This window comes from Paenibacillus favisporus, assembly GCF_040545415.1.
Classification (GTDB): domain Bacteria; phylum Bacillota; class Bacilli; order Paenibacillales; family Paenibacillaceae; genus Paenibacillus_AQ; species Paenibacillus_AQ favisporus.
Genome location: NZ_JBEPLV010000008.1, coordinates 167,198 through 183,325 on the forward strand (window position 1 = coordinate 167,198; position 16,128 = coordinate 183,325).

Annotated in this window: 14 protein-coding genes and 5 tRNA genes; 12 read left to right on the forward strand and 7 right to left on the reverse strand. The window is 54.9% G+C overall.

Annotation, left to right across the window (positions count from 1 at the left end; translation table 11 throughout):
- Window positions 1–54 precede the first annotated feature (54 nt).
- Both ABID47_RS29420 and ABID47_RS29425 read left to right on the forward strand, forming a co-directional pair.
- Window positions 55–2,244 carry an alpha-galactosidase gene (locus ABID47_RS29420; RefSeq protein WP_212982454.1) on the forward strand — a complete coding sequence of 730 codons (2,190 nt, stop codon included), beginning with the start codon at window positions 55–57 and terminating at the stop codon, window positions 2,242–2,244.
- 544 nt (window positions 2,245–2,788) lie between these two features.
- The gene (locus tag ABID47_RS29425) at window positions 2,789–4,987 is read left to right on the forward strand and encodes a Tex family protein (RefSeq protein ID WP_354502749.1); all 2,199 of its coding nucleotides are present in this window, start codon (window positions 2,789–2,791) and stop codon (window positions 4,985–4,987) included.
- Window positions 4,988–5,179: 192 nt separating this feature from the next.
- Here ABID47_RS29425 and ABID47_RS29430 read toward each other — a convergent pair whose 3' ends face one another.
- On the reverse strand, window positions 5,180–5,743 hold the full coding sequence (locus ABID47_RS29430) for a CGNR zinc finger domain-containing protein (RefSeq protein ID WP_354502291.1): 564 nt from the start codon (window positions 5,741–5,743) through the stop codon (window positions 5,180–5,182).
- A gap of 150 nt (window positions 5,744–5,893) precedes the next feature.
- Between ABID47_RS29430 and ABID47_RS29435 the strand changes: the two genes are divergently transcribed.
- A complete protein-coding gene (locus tag ABID47_RS29435; RefSeq protein WP_354502293.1) occupies window positions 5,894–6,382 on the forward strand; it encodes a DinB family protein in 489 nt (162 codons plus the stop codon).
- A gap of 106 nt (window positions 6,383–6,488) precedes the next feature.
- Here the strand turns inward: ABID47_RS29435 and cmpA are convergent, their stop codons facing one another.
- The gene (gene cmpA, locus ABID47_RS29440; protein ID WP_089549977.1) at window positions 6,489–6,617 is read right to left on the reverse strand and encodes a cortex morphogenetic protein CmpA; all 129 of its coding nucleotides are present in this window, start codon (window positions 6,615–6,617) and stop codon (window positions 6,489–6,491) included.
- A 209-nt stretch (window positions 6,618–6,826) separates the two neighbouring features.
- Window positions 6,827–7,180, reverse strand: coding sequence for a hydrolase/acyltransferase (locus tag ABID47_RS29445; protein ID WP_076174826.1), 354 nt, complete (start codon window positions 7,178–7,180; stop codon window positions 6,827–6,829).
- 139 nt (window positions 7,181–7,319) lie between these two features.
- Here ABID47_RS29445 and ABID47_RS29450 point away from each other — a divergent pair, with 139 nt between their 5' ends.
- The 3 genes from ABID47_RS29450 (at window position 7,320) to ABID47_RS29460 (ending at window position 8,002) form a co-directional block, all read left to right on the forward strand.
- The gene (locus ABID47_RS29450) at window positions 7,320–7,799 is read left to right on the forward strand and encodes a SprT family protein (RefSeq protein WP_084204161.1); all 480 of its coding nucleotides are present in this window, start codon (window positions 7,320–7,322) and stop codon (window positions 7,797–7,799) included.
- Window positions 7,800–7,830: 31 nt separating this feature from the next.
- Window positions 7,831–7,906: transfer RNA gene (locus tag ABID47_RS29455), tRNA-Asn, on the forward strand.
- A gap of 7 nt (window positions 7,907–7,913) precedes the next feature.
- Window positions 7,914–8,002: transfer RNA gene (locus ABID47_RS29460), tRNA-Ser, on the forward strand.
- Window positions 8,003–8,316: 314 nt separating this feature from the next.
- On the opposite strand, the gene tlp is transcribed toward ABID47_RS29460, so the two are convergent.
- The gene (tlp, locus tag ABID47_RS29465; protein ID WP_076174820.1) at window positions 8,317–8,526 is read right to left on the reverse strand and encodes a small acid-soluble spore protein Tlp; all 210 of its coding nucleotides are present in this window, start codon (window positions 8,524–8,526) and stop codon (window positions 8,317–8,319) included.
- 193 nt (window positions 8,527–8,719) lie between these two features.
- Between tlp and ABID47_RS29470 the strand changes: the two genes are divergently transcribed.
- The 6 genes from ABID47_RS29470 (at window position 8,720) to ABID47_RS29495 (ending at window position 11,432) form a co-directional block, all read left to right on the forward strand.
- Window positions 8,720–8,794, forward strand: a tRNA-Glu gene (locus tag ABID47_RS29470).
- A 196-nt stretch (window positions 8,795–8,990) separates the two neighbouring features.
- Window positions 8,991–9,066, forward strand: a tRNA-Lys gene (locus tag ABID47_RS29475).
- Between the two features lie 31 nt (window positions 9,067–9,097).
- Window positions 9,098–9,183: transfer RNA gene (locus ABID47_RS29480), tRNA-Leu, on the forward strand.
- A 156-nt stretch (window positions 9,184–9,339) separates the two neighbouring features.
- Window positions 9,340–9,996 (forward strand): ThuA domain-containing protein, encoded by a 657-nt coding sequence (locus tag ABID47_RS29485; RefSeq protein WP_354502296.1) that lies wholly within the window; start codon window positions 9,340–9,342, stop codon window positions 9,994–9,996.
- Window positions 9,997–9,999: 3 nt separating this feature from the next.
- Entirely contained in the window at window positions 10,000–10,665 is a 666-nt protein-coding gene (locus tag ABID47_RS29490; RefSeq protein ID WP_354502298.1) for an SDR family NAD(P)-dependent oxidoreductase, read from the forward strand.
- Between the two features lie 26 nt (window positions 10,666–10,691).
- The gene (locus tag ABID47_RS29495) at window positions 10,692–11,432 is read left to right on the forward strand and encodes an SDR family oxidoreductase (protein WP_354502300.1); all 741 of its coding nucleotides are present in this window, start codon (window positions 10,692–10,694) and stop codon (window positions 11,430–11,432) included.
- A 153-nt stretch (window positions 11,433–11,585) separates the two neighbouring features.
- Here the strand turns inward: ABID47_RS29495 and ABID47_RS29500 are convergent, their stop codons facing one another.
- From ABID47_RS29500 to ABID47_RS29510, 3 genes are all read right to left on the reverse strand, one after another.
- On the reverse strand, window positions 11,586–13,538 hold the full coding sequence (locus tag ABID47_RS29500) for an amidase family protein (protein WP_354502302.1): 1,953 nt from the start codon (window positions 13,536–13,538) through the stop codon (window positions 11,586–11,588).
- Between the two features lie 229 nt (window positions 13,539–13,767).
- Window positions 13,768–14,607 (reverse strand): AraC family transcriptional regulator, encoded by an 840-nt coding sequence (locus tag ABID47_RS29505; RefSeq protein WP_354502304.1) that lies wholly within the window; start codon window positions 14,605–14,607, stop codon window positions 13,768–13,770.
- Between the two features lie 303 nt (window positions 14,608–14,910).
- A complete protein-coding gene (locus ABID47_RS29510) occupies window positions 14,911–16,128 on the reverse strand; it encodes an MFS transporter (RefSeq protein ID WP_152400367.1) in 1,218 nt (405 codons plus the stop codon).

Here is a 16,128-nt window from a genome sequence, read left to right on the forward strand (position 1 = left end):
GGCAGGTGAGTACTGCATCTGCGTCTATCCGCTTGTGATATCAGGGAGGGAATTATGGCGATTCATATCGATACCAAGCAGCAATTATTTCATCTTCAGACCCGCAGTTCAAGCTACGTATTTCAGATTCTTCCGTCCGGCTATGCCGCCCATCTCTATTACGGGAAAAGGCTGCGCGACGCTGACCTGAGCTGGCTGCTCGTGACGACCGAGCGAGCTTCCTTCAGCCCGAATCCGGTGCCGGAGGATCGTACGATCTCCCTGGACACGCTGCCGCAGGAGCTTCCGGTGTACGGAACGAGCGATTTCCGTCACCCGCTGGTACAGTTCCGGCTGCCAGACGGCTCAACCGTCACCGAATTCAAGTATGTGTCGCATCGGGTAGAGCAGGGCAAGCCGCGGATGGAGGGACTTCCTTCGACATATGTGGAGAGCGAGTCCGAAGCCGAAACGCTGTTTGTGAATATGCAGGATCCCGTGTCGGGGCTGCATGTGGAGCTGCAGTACACGGTGATGGAAGCTTATGATGCGCTGACCCGCTCGTTAAAAATCGTGAACGACAGCACCGAGCCGGTGGAACTGCTGAGAGCCCTCAGTGCAAGCGTGGACTTCCCGCGCGCCGATTACGAGTGGCTGCAGCTGTCCGGCGCATGGACCCGGGAACGCGACGTTGTTCGCCGTCCGGTCGCCTATGGCATGCAGGCGGTGGAGAGCCGCCGTGGGGCCAGCAGCCACCAGCAGAACCCGTTTGCGGCGCTGCTGTCTCCGGGGGCGGATGAAGACCACGGCGAGGTTTACGGCTTCAGCCTGGTATACAGCGGAAGCTTTATCGCCCAGGCCGAGGTGGACCAGTTCCGGACGACCCGTCTGTCGATCGGGATCAACCCGTTCGACTTCACCTGGCTGCTGGAACCGGGAGCCGCGTTCCAGACGCCGGAGGCCGTCATGGTCTATTCCTCTGAAGGCCTGGGAGGCATGTCGCGGACCTATCACCGGCTGTACCGCGAGCGCCTGGCCCGCGGCCAGTTCCGGGACAAGGAGCGCCCGATCCTCGTCAACAACTGGGAGGCGACTTACTTCCAGTTCAATGCGGATAAAATCGTCGACATCGCCAAGGCCGGCAAAGAGCTTGGGATCGAGCTGTTCGTCCTGGACGACGGCTGGTTCGGCCATCGCGACAGCGACAATTCCTCGCTTGGCGACTGGGTGGTGGACAAGAACAAGCTGCCGGGCGGACTGGAAGACCTGGTGAACCGCGTGACGGGCATGGGAATGCAGTTTGGCCTGTGGTTCGAGCCGGAGATGGTTTCCCCGGACAGCGACCTGTACCGCAAGCACCCGGACTGGTGCTTGCACGTACCGGACCGGCGCCGCACGGAAGGCCGCCAGCAGCTGATCCTCGACTTCTCGCGGCAGGATGTGCGCGAGGAGATTGTACGGATGCTGACGGAGGTGCTGAGCAGCGCGCCAATTACGTACGTGAAGTGGGACATGAACCGCAACATGACGGAAATCGGTTCGGCGCTGCTGCCGCCGGAGCGTCAGCGGGAGACGGCGCACCGCTACATGCTCGGCCTTTACGAAGTGATGGAACGGATCACGTCGGCGTTCCCGCACATCCTGTTCGAGAGCTGCTCCGGCGGAGGCGGACGCTTCGATCCCGGCCTGCTCTATTACATGCCGCAGACGTGGACGAGCGATAACACCGATGCGGTGTCCCGCCTGCGCATCCAGTACGGCACGAGCATCGTTTACCCGGTGAGCGCCATGGGCTCGCATATTTCCGCCGTTCCGAACCACCAGGTGGGACGGTCTACGCCGCTCGACATGCGCGGCTACGTCGCCATGTCAGGCAACTTTGGCTACGAGCTCGACTTGACGAAGTTCACCGAAGAAGAGAAGGAAGTCGTCAAGCGGCAGGTGGCGCTGTATAAGGAAATCCGCGGGCTCGTCCAGACCGGCGAGATGTATCGGCTCCTCAGCCCGTTTGAAGGCAATGAGACCGCCTGGATGTTCGTGGCGGAAGACGGCAGCGAGGCCGCGGTCTTCTATTTCCGGGTGCTGGCCGAATCCAACGCGCCGCTGAACCGCCTCAAGCTGAAGGGGCTCGATCCGGCCGCAGATTATGCGCTGGTGGGCACAAGCGAGGTGTACACTGGCGACGCCCTGATGTATGCAGGCATCGCGGTAGGCGCCGAGCGCGGGGATTATCACAGCGAGTTTTTCCGCTTCCGGCGCGTATAAGCTCCGGCCCTTTCCAGAATTAACCGGCCTCCGGCCTGCGTAAAGGTCTATACAGATGGAAGCCGCAGCAGTATGATGAACCTTGCCCTGTTTATGGGGTAAGGTTCTTTTTGCTTTTTCAGGGGAAATCTGCCGTTGAGTGGAAGCTTTCTCCTGCCAAACATGACCGCTGGAAAAATGGTTCAAAGTTTGTGATAATAAGATATGAAAACTTTGTAGATTTGCCTAAAGTTTTGGTTTGATCTCACAGTTTTCCATAGTGGCTGTCCTTCCGTTATTCGGACTGGCCGCCAGGCAAGCTGACGCTGATACCTATAACGCCGCAGGAAGCCGCCCCGCTGATATGAAATTTTCGGTACAAGTGGTTTGCGGGAGCAGGCGTTTATAAACCAGACCAAGCCGATTTTTCGACTCGGACAAGTCTGTGGACCAATCACATGATGACGAATGAATGTTTTAATGACGACGATGATGAGAGAACGTTTGAATACATGGAAACACAAGTACGAATGGGAAAGAGGGATTTCTTTTGACGGAAAAGGAAATGGTTATCGAACAGAACGGTGAAGTACTGAAGGCACAGGAAAAGGAGCGGATCGTGCAGCAGATTGCCAAGGAGCTGCAGCTGTCCCTGAAGCAGATTCGGACGACGGTGGGACTGCTGGATGAGGGCAACACGATTCCGTTTATCGCCCGTTACCGTAAGGAAATGACCGGAGAATTGGACGAGAACCAGCTGCGCGGAATCGAAGAGCGCGTGACTTATCTGCGGAATCTTGAAGAGCGCAAGCGCGAGGTCATCCGGATCATCGACGAGCAGGGGAAATTGACCGGGGAGCTCAAGACGGCGATCGAGAAGGCGGCCAAGCTCCAGGAAGTGGAGGACCTGTACCGTCCGTACCGGCAGAAGCGCAAAACCCGTGCCAGTGTCGCCAAAGAGAAGGGGCTCGAGCCGCTCTCTGAGTGGATCATGGCTCAGCCGAAGCAGGGGGATGTTCATAAGGAAGCCGCTAAATATGTCGATGCGGAAAAGGGCGTGGAAACGGCGGACGATGCGATTTCCGGCGCAATGGACATTTTGGCGGAGAACCTGGCCGACGATGCGACCATCCGGGCCTGGGTGCGGCGTTATACGATGGACCATGGGATGCTGACCTCGGAAGCGAAGGATCCTGAGCAGGAGTCCGTGTACGAGAACTATTACAACTACCGGGAGCTGGCGAAAAAGATGCCGCCTCACCGCATTTTGGCCATTAACCGCGGAGAACGCGAAAATATTCTTAAAGTCGGCCTCGAGGTACAGCCTGAGTCGATCCACAATTTTATGGCGCGTCAGGTCATCAAGGGCAGCTCGGCGGTGCAGCCGATTCTCACGGCCGTTATTGAAGATGCTTACAAACGGCTGATCGCCCCTTCCATCGAACGAGAAATCCGCGCTGAGCTGACCGAGAAGGGGGAGAATCAGGCAATTTCGATCTTCTCCGGCAACCTGCGCAGCCTGCTGCTGCAGCCACCGGTCAAGGGCCGCTGCGTTCTCGGGGTAGATCCTGCCTATCGGACAGGCTGCAAGCTCGCCGTCGTGGACGATACCGGCAAGCTGCTGGAGGTGGCCGTGACGTACCCAACGCCGCCGAACAACAAAAAGAAAGAAGCCGCCGCGAAGTTCAACGAGCTGATTAAGAAATACGGCATCCAGCTGATCGTGATCGGCAACGGTACGGCTTCGCGCGAGACGGAACAGTTCGTGGCAGAAGTGATCAGCGACATCGGCGTGCCGGACCTGGCTTACCTGATCGTCAACGAGGCTGGAGCAAGCGTGTATTCGGCGTCCAAGCTTGCGCAGGAAGAATTCCCGGATCTTGACGTTGCGGAGCGCAGCGCAGTGTCCATCGCCCGCCGCGTGCAGGACCCGCTGGCTGAGCTTGTAAAGATCGAGCCGAAGGCGATCGGTGTTGGCCAATACCAGCATGACGTCTCCCAGAAGCATTTGGACGAGAGTCTGAAGACCGTTGTCGAATCGGCCGTCAACCATGTCGGTGTTGATGTGAATACCGCTTCACCGTCGCTGCTGTCCTATGTGTCCGGCGTCAACGCGACGACCGCCAAAAACATCGTGAAATACCGCGATTCCAACGGTAAGTTTTTGAACCGTAAAGAACTGCAGAAGGTGCCGCGGCTGGGAGCCAAAACCTACGAGCAGTGCATCGGATTTATGCGCATCTCCGAGGGCGATAACCCCCTCGACCGCACGCCGATCCACCCGGAATCGTACAAGGTGGTGGACCGTCTGTTCCGCGAGCTCGGTGTCGGCATGGAGAAGCTGGGAACGCCTGAGCTGTCCGAGCTGCTGGGGCGTCAGGACGTGGAGAAGCTGGCGGAGGTGCTGGAAGTCGGCGTGCCTACGCTGCGCGACATTCTGGAGAGCCTTCAGCGCCCGGGCCGCGACCCGCGGGAGGAGCTGCCGCTGCCTATTTTCCGGACGGACGTGCTGAAGATTGAGGATTTGACCCCAGGCATGGAACTGCAGGGCACCGTACGCAACGTCATCGACTTCGGGGCTTTCGTGGACATCGGGATCAAAAGCGACGGTCTCGTCCACATTTCGCAGCTCAGCAGCGGCTACGTCAAGCATCCGATGGACGTGGTGTCTGTCGGCGATAACGTGACGGTATGGGTGCTCAACGTCGATTTGAAAAAAGGCCGTGTCGGCCTGACGATGCGGAACCCGCATCAGGGAGAATAACTTGATCGTAAGACTCAAGTGTACAAGATCGGAATTGAATCAGATCAGGATCTAACAAGATCGGTATATATGGAGTTCCGGCCAGCGTGACGGTTTTAGCGGGTTCATGATCGCTGCCGGACCTTTTCCCATAGCCCACCCGAAGAATGGAAAAAAATGTTTCCGGTCTTCGGGATTTTGGCGTGTTCGGGTTTAGGTGTGGTTATGGTCATGCGGGGTGGCTTTTTTCCGTGCCCGGAATCGTCGGACCTTCATCAGATTCCCGCACATTTTGTCATCACAGTAGCGTTTGGAGCGGTTGCGGGTATCGTCATAATACACCCAGAGGCAGTCCGGATTGTCGCAGATCCGGATTCTTGCCGTTTCGCCATTGGCGATCGTTTCGGCAAAAGACGCGGCGATCTCCGACATGACCTGCTGCCAGTCCCAGCGGACCGGTTTGTTCCCAGTAGACAAGCTGTCTTCGCGGTAGAACAGCTCCCGAATGACGGGGCCGGCGGACATGACCGCATTTAGCCTGCCGATCGCCTCGGCGTCAAGGGAAACGCCCTGAACGATGGAGGTGACCATGCCATGAATCAAGGAGCGGAGCTCTTTAAGCTGCTGCAGCTCGTGGGGTTTTGGTTCATCGAGTAATGGCAGCTGCTGCTCCTGCAGCCATGCCCGCAGCCATCCGGGCCGGTCCAACCGGTCTTCGGACTTGCCGCTGCCCCGCCAATCATGCCAGTCACTGTTCAAAAAATCATCCCAAAGCATACGTTATCCTTCCTTTCACGTTCATTGTAACAACTAAATAATTATTTTGCTAGTTACTTGACCGGCAGAAGTAGACTGTGTTAATTTATGGATGTAACTAATAAATTGATTTTAGTTCGTTACAAAAAACCGGACAGGGAGGATTTATACATGAGCCAAATTCAGGTGCTGCTGCAAAGATGGGATGAATGCTTTGGTCAGGAGGATTGGTATCCGCCGCTTGTACCGGCTTTGGAGGGCGTGACCGCTGAGGAAGCGGCATGGAAGCCGGAAGGGGAAGCCGTCAACTCGATCTGGGAGAACGTGAACCACCTGCTTTATTACAAAGAATATCACCTGCAGCGGATGCGAGGCGAAAACCCTGACTTCAAAGCGTCCAGCAACGATGAGACGTTCAGCAACGTCGAAGATGGAGACGAGGCTTGGCAGAAGACGGTCGATCGTCTCAAAAAGGTCCATGGCGAGATCCGAAGCTTCCTGTCCGGTTTGAGCGACAGCGAGCTGAACGCGCCGTTTCCGAACAGACCGCTCGCCAGCCTCATCCACAGCCTCATGATGCATGACGCCTATCATACGGGGCAGATTATTATGCTTCGCAAGCTGAAAGGAAGCTGGCCGGCTTCGAGAAACTCTGAATAGGTAACAGGGAGCAAATCGACTATAGAATCCGACAAAACCAAACGCAAAAAACAGGCGGGTACACGGTACCGGCCTGTTTGCATGGAGCGGGCTCATTTCTAAATATTTATCGGGCGTCCGAGTTTTCTTCCGGGGCGTTTCGGTAGAAGAACCAGCATTCGTTGAGCAGTTTGATCTGGCGTCTGTCTTTTTTATGAAACGCCTTCCTCAGCTGATTACAGAGCCATTGCGGCAAGGGTGATCTCCTCCTCTTGCATTCCGTCTCTACGGTCAGCATATGGGGAGAACGCCCAAAGCGTGCAGGTCTCATTTGAATTTCCCGGGTTCTGCAAGGGGACGGGATTGTATTTTTATAAACGCATCCCAATATGCATTCCTTCACGTTTCTCTTCGCTGTGATCCCGGTTCAGTTCATGGCTATTTCCGTAATAATGCTGCGGCCGCCTAGCCCTCCGCTTCCTCCTCATACCACTGTTCCAGTTGGGCTTGAAGGGCACGGATTTCGGTCAGCAGGGCGATGAGGGGATAGCTCTGTTCATCAATCGAAGCAAAGGACTGCTCCAGTGCGTTGATGTAGGCAAGTCCGTCCTGAATTTGCAGATGTTCCTGCAGCAGATCCAGCTGGTCGCATTCCGCCACGGCGAGCGGCAGTTCGGGGACGACGGAAGCCGTCAATTTGTCTATTTCCTTATTGAGGCGCAGGTTCAGCGCGCTGAGCTGGTAAGCGTAATCGGCGGGCATTTCCACAAAAAAGAGGTCGGCATTTTTCTGTAAAATTACATATCTCATCTTCGGCATAAGGCGCAAAAATCTCCCTCCATAACATTCTACTTGTCAGTGTAGCGTATGGGGAAGTTATAATTCAAGAGAATGTTTCTTTCGGGACAACCGCCCCGAAGACCGTCAAATTCAGTCAGAGGAGGACCTCATGGACGTCATGAGCAATGAAGAGCTGCAAGCTTGGGTGGAGCGGATTTCGGAGGAAAGCTTCGGCCTGCCTTTCAGGCATAGGGCCACGTTCAACCGGAGATTATCCACAACGGGCGGGCGCTATTTTATGAAAAGCCATCATATCGAGATCAATCCCCACCAGCTGGAAGCGAACGGGCGGGAGGAAGTGGAAAAGATCATCAAGCATGAGCTGTGCCATTACCATCTGCACCTGACGGGAAGGGGGTACAAGCACCGGGATCCGGATTTTAAAATGCTGCTGCAGCAGGTAGGGGGAAGCCGTTACTGCCAGTCGCTGCCTTCGGCGCGCGAGCGTAAGGTTCAGCCTTACCGGTACCAGCTGGTTTGCCGCCAATGCGGGATGGTATATCTGCGTAAACGCAAGGTCGATCCCCGCCGTTACCGGTGCGGGAAATGCGCTGGAAATCTTCGCTTGAACAAGCTTGACTCCGCTACAAAATCATGATAAATTATTTGGTGTTACCATATAACAACGTTCCCTGATAGCTCAGTTGGTAGAGCACTCGACTGTTAATCGAGTTGTCACAGGTTCGAGTCCTGTTCGGGGAGCCAGTTTCTTGGAGAGATACCCAAGTGGCTATAAGGGGACCCTCTGCTAAGGGGTTAGACTGCGTAAGCGGTGCGAGGGTTCGAATCCCTCTCTCTCCGTTTTGAGATACTTCGTAAGAAAGCTCCCACCGCCTTTGCGGCTGGGGGCTTTTTGGTGTAAAGGGATGAGAACCCTCGAGGGAGGGGTCGTCGGAGCATAAGCTTCGGGAGGATGGGCATCGCAGTCTCGAACGAAGTGAGAGTATCCCTCTCTCTCCGTTTTGAGATACTTCGTAAGAAAGCTCCCACCGCCTTTGCGGCTGGGGGCTTTTTGGTGTAAAGGGATGAGGACCCTCGGGGAGGGTTCGTCGGAGCAACAAAACAACCCCCATCCATCATTGGACAGGGGGCTGTTTGGGCAAATCCTCAAAGCTTTATTTTTCGTCTTCGTACTCTTCCCGCATGCCTTCAATCGCTCTTTCGCGCTTGGCGTTTTTGTGTTGAAGGTTGTGTACTTCCTGACCGGAAATTTCCTCGGCGTGTTCGGCCAAATAATCGTTGGTTTCGTTAATGTTGTCCTGCGTGTTGATAATGGCGGTTTTGATCTTTTCCGCGTTATCAGAACGGTCGTCTGGTTTAGCCATTGATTTTGTCTCCTTGTCGTGTGTTGATGTCATTGACGTGTATAGGATGCCAAATAAGGGATGATTTTATGCCCGGGAATAGGAGAGGAATGGCAACGACACTTTTTTTAAAAATATTACAAAAAGGGCTTGCCAACCTTTTTTGTTCTATGCTATACTCAGTCTTGTCGTCAAGAAAGTGATGTTACGATATGGCCCGTTGGTCAAGGGGTTAAGACACCTCCCTTTCACGGAGGTAACATGGGTTCGAATCCCATACGGGTCACCACTTTCATTGCTTGCAACAGGGATGAGAATCCAATTATGGGTTCGTCGAAGCGCTGCATCGTTAGGATCAGCTTCGCAGTCTCGAACGAAGTGAGAGTATCCCATACGGGTCACCACTTTCATTGCTTGCAGCAGAATAAGAATTCCAATATCTGTACCATCTATAGCTTATGGGCGCACAGGTTGTGGATCATCGAGAGCCATTAGCTCAGTTGGTAGAGCACCTGACTTTTAATCAGGGTGTCGAAGGTTCGAGTCCTTCATGGCTCACCAGTTTTTTAAAATAGCAGTTCCCTTTAAACGTGCGGTAGTGGTGGAATGGCAGACACGCTATCTTGAGGGGGTAGTGGGCGTACGCCCGTGGAGGTTCGAGTCCTCTCTACCGCACCATAATTTGATTAATGACAATCCTTGCGATGGGCAAGGATTTTTTTGTTATATCCGTATTCTGCATTATTGGACATGGAACCGGGTTGCGTGGCAAGCGGGTTTCTGGAATACTGAGAGTAATATACTTTGCAAACGCTGTCAAAGGAGGGGAACATCGTGAACATACTCGTATTATGCGACGATCAATGGCATCCGGCCGATGTAGTGAAGGGAGGCTTGGAGCCGCTTCGGACAGGCGGGTTCAATTTTCACTACATTTTGGAAACCGATGCTGAATGGCTGGACTCGCTGGAAAGGTTGCTTACGGAATATGATTTGCTGATCTTGGCGAAATCCAATCGGGTCTCCGCGGTAAAAGAGCAACCGTGGCTCACAGCCCAAACCGGTGGTCTGCTGCAGCGTTACGTCAGCGGGGGTGGCGGTCTGCTCGTTCTGCACTCCGGTACGGTGGGTTACCGGGACATAGAGGACGTGCGCGGGCTGGTCGAAGGAGTCTTTCATCACCATCCGGAGCAGTGTCCGGTCACGGTCGAGCCTGTACAAGACACGGAGATTACCCGGGGAGTCCAAGCCTTCACGTTGCAAGACGAGCACTATTTCATGGATATGACCGACCTTAGTGACGTGAATATAATTATGGTGACCCGGTCGGTACATGGGGAGCAGCCGGGCGGATGGACCCGAACGGAAGGCGAGGGAAGGGTTTGCGTGCTGACACCCGGCCACAATTTGGCGGTTTGGCTGCATCCGGGCTACCAGCAGCTGCTGCGGCAAGCATTGACGTGGACCGCATTAGCGCCGAAAGGAGAATAAATCATGGACCAGGTTGTTTTGATTACGGAAGTTCACCGTCCGTGGGAATGCGCACTAGTTCAGGAATTCGCCAAAAAGGGATGGCGCGTCATGGCGTGCAGTCCCGCTCCCGAAGAGGAATTTCAGGACGCCTTTGATACGGATAAAATACATATCTTCACGATGGATACAAAGTCCAGAGAATCGGTGCAGCAGGCAGTCCGGCGGATTCAGGAGCATACCAGCCGGGTGGATCTGCTCGTTTGCGGAACGGCATCCAGCCAGGGCAGGGAGGCAGCCGGAATAGCCAAAATGTCGGCAGATCTCGTATTGGAAGATTACCAGGCGAATACGCTAGGTCCGATTCGTGTCATCGAGGCGTGCCTGCCTCTTATGGATAACGGGCTGCGAAGAATCGCGCTGCTGTCCGATGTCCAGGGCAGTTTGGGGCTTGGACTTTCGGGGGCAGGGACAGGATATGCGATGTCCAAAGCTGCGCTGCATATGGCGTACACCATGCTGCATGGAGATCTGAGCGGGAAGGGGTTCACGTTCCGGCTGTTTGAGCCTGGATCGGAGCTTGAAACGGGGGCTTCGGCTGAAACGGCGGTGGCTTATTTTACAGGGGCCCGGGAGGATGAAGAGCGGGTAGTTATGCTGGATTGGCGGGGACAGGAGATTCCTTTATAACGGGCTTTAAAAGGAGGTGCTTACGGATGAGCAGAAGCAGAATCGCCGTTGTTACAGGCGCGGACCGGGGGTTGGGACTCGGCATCACAAAAAGGCTGCTGGAGCTGGGCTGGGACGTTTTTGCCGGGAGTTATCTGGCGGATTGGCCGGAATTGACGGAGCTTAGACAGAAAGAGCCGGAGCGGCTGCATGTCATTCCGCTGGACGTTGCCAGCGATGAGAGCGTTCAGGCGGCCAGCCGGGAGGTTGAGCGCAAGACTGATCGGGTGGATGTGCTGATCAATAATGCGGGGATCGCCACGCGTTACCCCAGAACGATTCATGAAGAGCAGGTCGAGGAGGAACTGCTGCGAATTTACAACGTTAACGCGGTGGGGCCCATGCGGATGGCGCAGGCGTTTATGCCGCTGCTGAGAGCGGGGTCCGGAAAGCGCATGTGCTTCGTATCCTCGGAAGCGGGGAGCATCAACCGCAGCTTTCGCGATAACTGGTACGGGTACTGTATGTCCAAAACCGCGCTGAACCGGGGTGTTCAATGCCTGTTTGACGAACTCCGTTCCGAAGGCTTTACTTTTCGCCTGTACCATCCGGGCTGGGTCAGATCTTATATGTCGGGTGAGCTGAATACCGAAGGTGACCTGGATGCCGATGATGCGGCGCGCATGGCGGTGGCCTATTTTCTGCGGGATCGCTATGAAGGACCAGGGATTCAGGAGGAAGACCGGCTGGTCATGAGGGACTGGATGGGCAGGGAGTGGCCATGGTAGGAAGCTGATATGGAAAAAAGGAAAAAGCGCACCTTACGGCACACTGGAAGGGTCGGACCTAATTGGGGTGTCCGCCCGGACAGGCAGCCGGGGGTGCGCTTTTTGAAAATGATTATTAGAAGGTACGCCGGTGGACGTTTTGCTTAAATGTCCTTAAGGCGTTGTCTGCGGTGCCACGCGGTGGTGAGTGTGCTGCTCAAAGCTGTACGCCAGCTTGATCAGCTCCGGTTCGCTGAAGGCTCTGCCGAAGAAATCGATGCCGACCGGCAGATGGTCGCTGGTGAAGCCGGCCGGTACGGTGACCGTCGGCCAGCCGGTGAAGGAGCTTAGTTTAAAGGCGTCGCCCGCCACCTGCTCCTGGCCGATTTTCACGGCTGTTTTGGAGGAGGTCGGGAAGATAAGGGCATCCAGATGGTTATCCGCCATCATTTTGAGGACCGCTTCCTGTACGTATTTGGTGCGGAACAGGACGATGTCCTTGTACTCCTGGGCATCCAGCGATTTACGGTTGTTGCGGTCGATCAGGGCTTTTTCAATCGACGGGTCGTATTTGCCCGAAGCGATCAGCTCGTCCAAAGACTTGTAAGGCGTAGCGTCGCCGAGGGACTTCAGGTAGTCGTTGAATTGGAACTTGAATTCCCAGGCGCTTAGGCTTCCGTATTTGTTGATGAGATCGAAGTTCGGAATTTTGACGTTGTCCACCAACGTCGCCCCGGCAGCTTTCATCTCTTCGATGGCCTGGGACGCGACTGCGTTGACCTGGGCGTCGTCTCCGAATACTTCGCGGACGATGCCGATCCGTGCTCCTTTGAGGCCGTCCTTATCGAGATAATCCGTATAATCCTTCGGCACGAAACCGACGCTCTTCGCGGTGGCGATGTCCTTCGGGTCATAGCCGGCCGTCGCGTTCAATATGAATGCGGCGTCTTCCACGGTACGGGCGATCGGGCCGCCGGTATCCTGCGTCAGGGCAAGCGGAGCGATGCCGTAGCGGCTCGACAAGCCGACCGTCGGACGAATGCCGACCAGGCTGTTGAACGAGGAAGGAATCCGGATCGATCCGCCGGTGTCGGTACCCATGCCTACGGCTGCCAGATTGGCGGCTACCGCGGCTGCGGTTCCGCCGCTGGATCCGCCGGGCACGCGGGTCGGGTCATAAGGATTCAGCGTCTGCCCACCCAATGAGCTGACGGTTGTATAGCCAAAAGCGAACTCATGCAGGTTAGCTTTGCCGATAATGATTGCCCCGGCATCGCGCAGCTCCTTGACTTGTGTGGCATCCTCCGGAGGGATGACATCCTTTAAGCCGATATTCCCGGAAGAGGTCGGCATGTCAGAAGTGTTGTAGTTGTCTTTGACGATCACCGGAATCCCGTGCAGCGGGCTGCGTTCCCCTTTGGCTGTGCGTTCGGCGTCCAGCTGCTTCGCGGTTTCCAGCGCTTTATCGTTCAAGGTGATGATGCTGTTCAGCTTCGGGCCCTGATGATCGTACTTCGCGATCCGGTCCAAATACTGCTGGACAAGTTCCTCTGAGGTCAGCCGGCCTGTTTCCATCGCCTTTTGCATCTCCGCAATGGTCGCTTCCGTCAGTTTGAACGGCTGCAAATATTGATACAGGCGGTAGATGATCGTGGCGGCTTCCCGGTGCGTCAGCGGCTTGCCGTATCCGAAAGTTTGGGAGGAGCTGCCTTGCATCAGGCCGGCGGTATAGACATTGGCGATGGCTTTACTGTAAGGACTGCCTCCGGCAATGTCTTGGTAGCCTGCGGAAGCGGCGTAAGGGACATGGATGACGGAATCCAGTAGTACGGCGGCCTTTTCGCGTGTCAATGCACCGCTAATATTGGAACCGGATGGGTTTACCGTCGTCCCGGCTTCTTCTGCAGCGAGTTTCATCGCTTCGGCAAACTCTGCGGCGGTAATCGGTTTGCTGCTGGCGGTAAGGGAGGTCAGAGATTTGGGCATCCAGCTCTGGGACAGCGCATCGGCCGTCTCACCGCTTAGAGCTGCTGCGGAAGCGGCTGGTGAGGCAAAGGCCAGCGTCGGGGTCAGCGATAAAGCGGAAACGATTAAAACCGTGAATAGATTGCTTTTAAAACTCTTCAAGTCGTTCTCCTCCAATACGGCGTTATGTATTCTGACTTTTTGGCGGAAGGAAGGCATCGTTTGAAATTTCCGCGGGAGAAACTTCGCAGGATGGAGGACGAACCCGCAGAAACTGGGGATAAACGAATGCCTTCACTCCGTCGTTGGAGTCTATTATATTGAAGAAGAGTTAACATGAATTGTATAAAACGGAAGTCGTGTCAGGAAAGTTTACGCAATAATAACTAGATTACGATTTCCGCAGGAGCTGCACCATCCAGCGGGTTGGGCATTCGCTGCTGAATTTTTTGAACTCGTGGATAAAGTGGGCCTGGTCGTAATAGCCATACTCTGAAATAATGTCGTTAAAAGCCGCCCGCGACGGATGCAGCAGTCTGCCCACGGCCGATTGATACCGGATGATTTGGCAGAACAGCTTGGGAGAGAGGCCAATGTATGACTCGAACAGGGAACGAAAACTCCGTGTTGAACAGTCCATGGCAGTAGAGAGCTCGGTTATGCTGATATTGCCGCAGGACTGATAAATAAGCCGGATGGCCTGATAAAAGTGCGATGGTACAGAAGCGGCAGTGCATGGCCCGGAATGAAGCAGCTTACGGAGGCCACTGTGGAAACTGGATATTCTGCGATGGAAAGAGGCGTCTTCCTGCTGGATTTGCTGCATGGCGGCAGCTGGAATGGATATGGCGCGATCCAGCGGCGTGGATCGGTCCGCCAATTCTTTTAGCGGAATTTTAAAAGCAGGAGCGAGGGGGACGGGAAGCAGCCGGACACCGAAGTATAACGTACCTGGACGAAACGGCACCTCCCGGCGGCAAAGGACGCTGCCGAGAAGCAAGGAATCGTTAGGGGAGCCTCCGACCGGGAACAACATATCGACATGTCCCCCAGGCAGCACGGGGCAGCGTCCAGAGTGGCCATATGGGACCGAGAATTGGAAGAACAGAACAGGCAGCGGAGTGTCTGGTAATAAGTCGCAGTGCTCTGTGTAATCGGTAAAATGCTTGGCAAAGCCCGGCTGAACGGGCATAAACGTCTCGAAGGCAGTGGATGCGGCCGGCATGTTCATCGTAATCTCTCCCCCGGAATTGGAATAGGAATATGGCTTATGGTAGATAATATGACTATTTTACTCCTTGATTGATAGATTTGAAAGTATATTTAACATTTTAAGTTATAAAATATGACATTAATTTATGTAGTAATTTGCATTAATCCATTGGGAGAGCCTCTAGAGGAACCCAGGGGAACTACAGGGAGTAGAGTGATCTGTGGGCTGGGGGCATATGGCTGTAATTGTAAAAGAAATAAAAAGCACCCTTCTGCCAGGTGCAGAAAGGTGTTGAATCGATACGATCAAGCCCAAGGGGCTTTATACGGTTGTGGACGTTCCGGTATCGCGGTTTGGCATGTTGTTGTTCTTGGCCCGTTTGGCAAGATAGAACGCGTATACCATGATGAACAGGACGAGGAACAAGGATGCGTAACGGTACATTGCCCCGTAAGTCGAGTATTGGGCGATCTGGCCCAAAATCATGGCTCCAACGGCGATGCCAAGGTCCAGCGAGTTGAAATACATACTGTTGGCGAGTCCCTGCTTTTGCGGAGGAACCTGCTGCAGCATCCAGGATTGAAGGGTCGGCTGAACCGTGCCGAATCCGAGGCCGTAGCACAGGGCGGCCAGGGCTAAAAATCCGGTGGTATGGGCATAAGACAGCAGCCATAGCCCTCCAATGAGCAGCACCGCCGACGGAATGAGCAGGGCGATATGTCCCTTGCGGTCGTAGATTTTGCCCGAGATGGGCCGAATCAGCACAACGGCGACCGCATTGAACAGAAAGAACAGCGATGCGTTCGCGAGGCTGGCCTCTTTTCCGAACAAATTAATAAAACTGAGCAGTCCGCCATAGGTAATGGACATCAGCAGGTTCATCAGGCTGGGCAGAAGGAGCGCTTTTGGAAAGCCCTGCTTCTGGGGAACCGCCGTAAATTCTTTTGGAATGGCAGGGGCGGCCGGCTTTACCTTTTTGGTCAGCGGAATGACCAGCGGGAAGATCAGGGCAATAACGATTAGCGTAGCATATACCAGCGTATCGAACCCTTTGTTCTCCAGAAGCGCCGTCCCGATGACAGGTCCAAGCGAAAGGGCGATGCTTGTCGATAGTCCGAAATAGCCCATTCCCTCGCCCAGCCTGCGGACCGGTATGATACCGGATGCCATCGTAGGCAGCGTCGTGCTGCCCATGCCGAAGCCCACGCCGAACACGATCCGCATCAGCAGCAGCAGCGCCATCGTGCCGCTCCACAGGTAACCGAAGGTGGCGAGCAGCGCTAAGGCAAGGCCGATATATAAGATTTGATTACGGATGCCTCTCTCCAAAGCCTTGGCGGAATACAGGCGCGCCGCGATCGCAGCCAGCGAGAACAGGGTCGTAAACATGCTGACCATGAAGGCGCTGGCGTGGAAGTGTTCTTTTACATAGCCGGACAGAGGGGATACGATCATTTGCAAATTTAAAAATAACAGCAGGTTGCACAGCGTAAGCATAATAAACTCACGTGTCCACAGTTTCTCTCGGGTGTCGTTCAT

Bases quoted from the DNA above. Each gene is read 5' to 3' on its own strand.
- ABID47_RS29420 (WP_212982454.1), top strand. From the start codon at position 55: ATGGCGATTCATATCGATACCAAGCAGCAATTATTTCATCTTCAGACC.
- ABID47_RS29425 (WP_354502749.1), top strand. From the start codon at position 2,789: ATGGTTATCGAACAGAACGGTGAAGTACTGAAGGCACAGGAAAAGGAG.
- ABID47_RS29430 (WP_354502291.1), bottom strand. From the start codon at position 5,743: ATGCTTTGGGATGATTTTTTGAACAGTGACTGGCATGATTGGCGGGGC.
- ABID47_RS29435 (WP_354502293.1), top strand. From the start codon at position 5,894: ATGAGCCAAATTCAGGTGCTGCTGCAAAGATGGGATGAATGCTTTGGT.
- ABID47_RS29445 (WP_076174826.1), bottom strand. From the start codon at position 7,180: ATGCCGAAGATGAGATATGTAATTTTACAGAAAAATGCCGACCTCTTT.
- ABID47_RS29450 (WP_084204161.1), top strand. From the start codon at position 7,320: ATGAGCAATGAAGAGCTGCAAGCTTGGGTGGAGCGGATTTCGGAGGAA.
- tlp (WP_076174820.1), bottom strand. From the start codon at position 8,526: ATGGCTAAACCAGACGACCGTTCTGATAACGCGGAAAAGATCAAAACC.
- ABID47_RS29490 (WP_354502298.1), top strand. From the start codon at position 10,000: ATGGACCAGGTTGTTTTGATTACGGAAGTTCACCGTCCGTGGGAATGC.
- ABID47_RS29495 (WP_354502300.1), top strand. From the start codon at position 10,692: ATGAGCAGAAGCAGAATCGCCGTTGTTACAGGCGCGGACCGGGGGTTG.
- ABID47_RS29505 (WP_354502304.1), bottom strand. From the start codon at position 14,607: ATGAACATGCCGGCCGCATCCACTGCCTTCGAGACGTTTATGCCCGTT.
- ABID47_RS29510 (WP_152400367.1), bottom strand. From the start codon at position 16,128: ATGAACGACACCCGAGAGAAACTGTGGACACGTGAGTTTATTATGCTT.